At 73.6% G+C, this 1,021-nt stretch carries 2 protein-coding genes; both read left to right on the top strand.

The window, feature by feature from the left end:
* The first annotated feature begins 173 nt into the window (after positions 1-173).
* On the top strand, positions 174-680 hold the full coding sequence (locus BMG07_RS40795) for a GspL/Epsl periplasmic domain-containing protein (protein WP_307867340.1): 507 nt from the start codon (positions 174-176) through the stop codon (positions 678-680).
* A partial coding sequence (gspM, locus tag BMG07_RS40790; RefSeq protein ID WP_198089224.1) for a type II secretion system protein GspM occupies positions 677-1,021 on the top strand: 345 nt, incomplete at its 3' end. The genes BMG07_RS40795 and gspM, both read left to right, overlap by 4 nt.

Raw genomic sequence — 1,021 nt, 5'->3', positions numbered from 1 at the left:
GGCTGGCGCTGTCGGGCGGCCTGCCGCTGGACCACCGCCGTCATCACCACCGAGCCCGCCGTGGCCGAGGCCGCCGAGCACCTGCTGGAGCGCCGCGTGCCCATCGTGCAGACGCCGCAGCGCTGGCTGCAGGCCGCGCGACGCCGTGGGAGCTGGCGCAGTTCGACCTCGCCGTGACCGGCCGCGCGCGCGCCGGCAAGAAGTTCGCGTCGGTGCTGCAAACACTGCGCTACGCGCCCGAGTGGCGCGCCGCGCGCTGGGGCGTGGTCGTGCTGCTGCTCACGCAGCTGGTCGGCCTCAACGCCTGGGCCTGGAAGGAGCGCAACGCGCTCGAGTCCAAGCGCCAGGCCGCCAGGGCCATGCTGACGCAGACCTTCCCCTCGGTGAAGATCGTGGTCGACGCTCCGCTGCAGATGCAGCGCGAAGTGGCCGCGCTGCAGCAGGCCGTGGGCGACGTGGCCGGCAGCGACTTCGAACCCATGGTCGGCGCGCTCGCCACCAACCTCCCGCCCGGCAAGACGCCCAGCGCCGTCGACTACAGCGCCGGCCAGTTGCGCCTGCGCGGGCTCGGCCTGCAGCCCTCCGAGGTTTCGCAGATCACCAACGCACTGGCGCCGCGCGGCTACAACGTGCGCACCGAAGGCGACCTGCTGCTGGTCCAGGCCGAGGCCACCCGATGAATTTCAGCGAACAGCTCAAGGCCCGCTGGGCCACCCTGGAAGCGCGCGAACGCCGCATGGTCGTCGCCGCCGTCGCGCTCGTGGCGCTGGCCCTGCTCTGGTGGATCGCGCTCGCGCCCGCGCTGCGCACGCTGGCCGCGGCCCCGGCCGAACACGCCCAGCTCGATGCGCAACTGCAGCAGATGGCCACCCTGCAGCACCGCGCCAAGGCGCTGCAGTCGCAACCGCGCCTGAACCGCGACGACGCCATGCGCGCCCTCGAAACCTCGGTGCGCGACGGCCTGGGCACCAGCAACGCCCAGCTCATGACGGCCGGCGGCGACGGCGCCGCCACCGTGTCG

The organism is Variovorax sp. E3 (assembly GCF_016082275.1).
GTDB lineage: Bacteria > Pseudomonadota > Gammaproteobacteria > Burkholderiales > Burkholderiaceae_C > Variovorax.
Note: the sequence above shows the minus strand (reverse complement) of the source record. Positions and strands in the feature narration are given on the sequence as shown.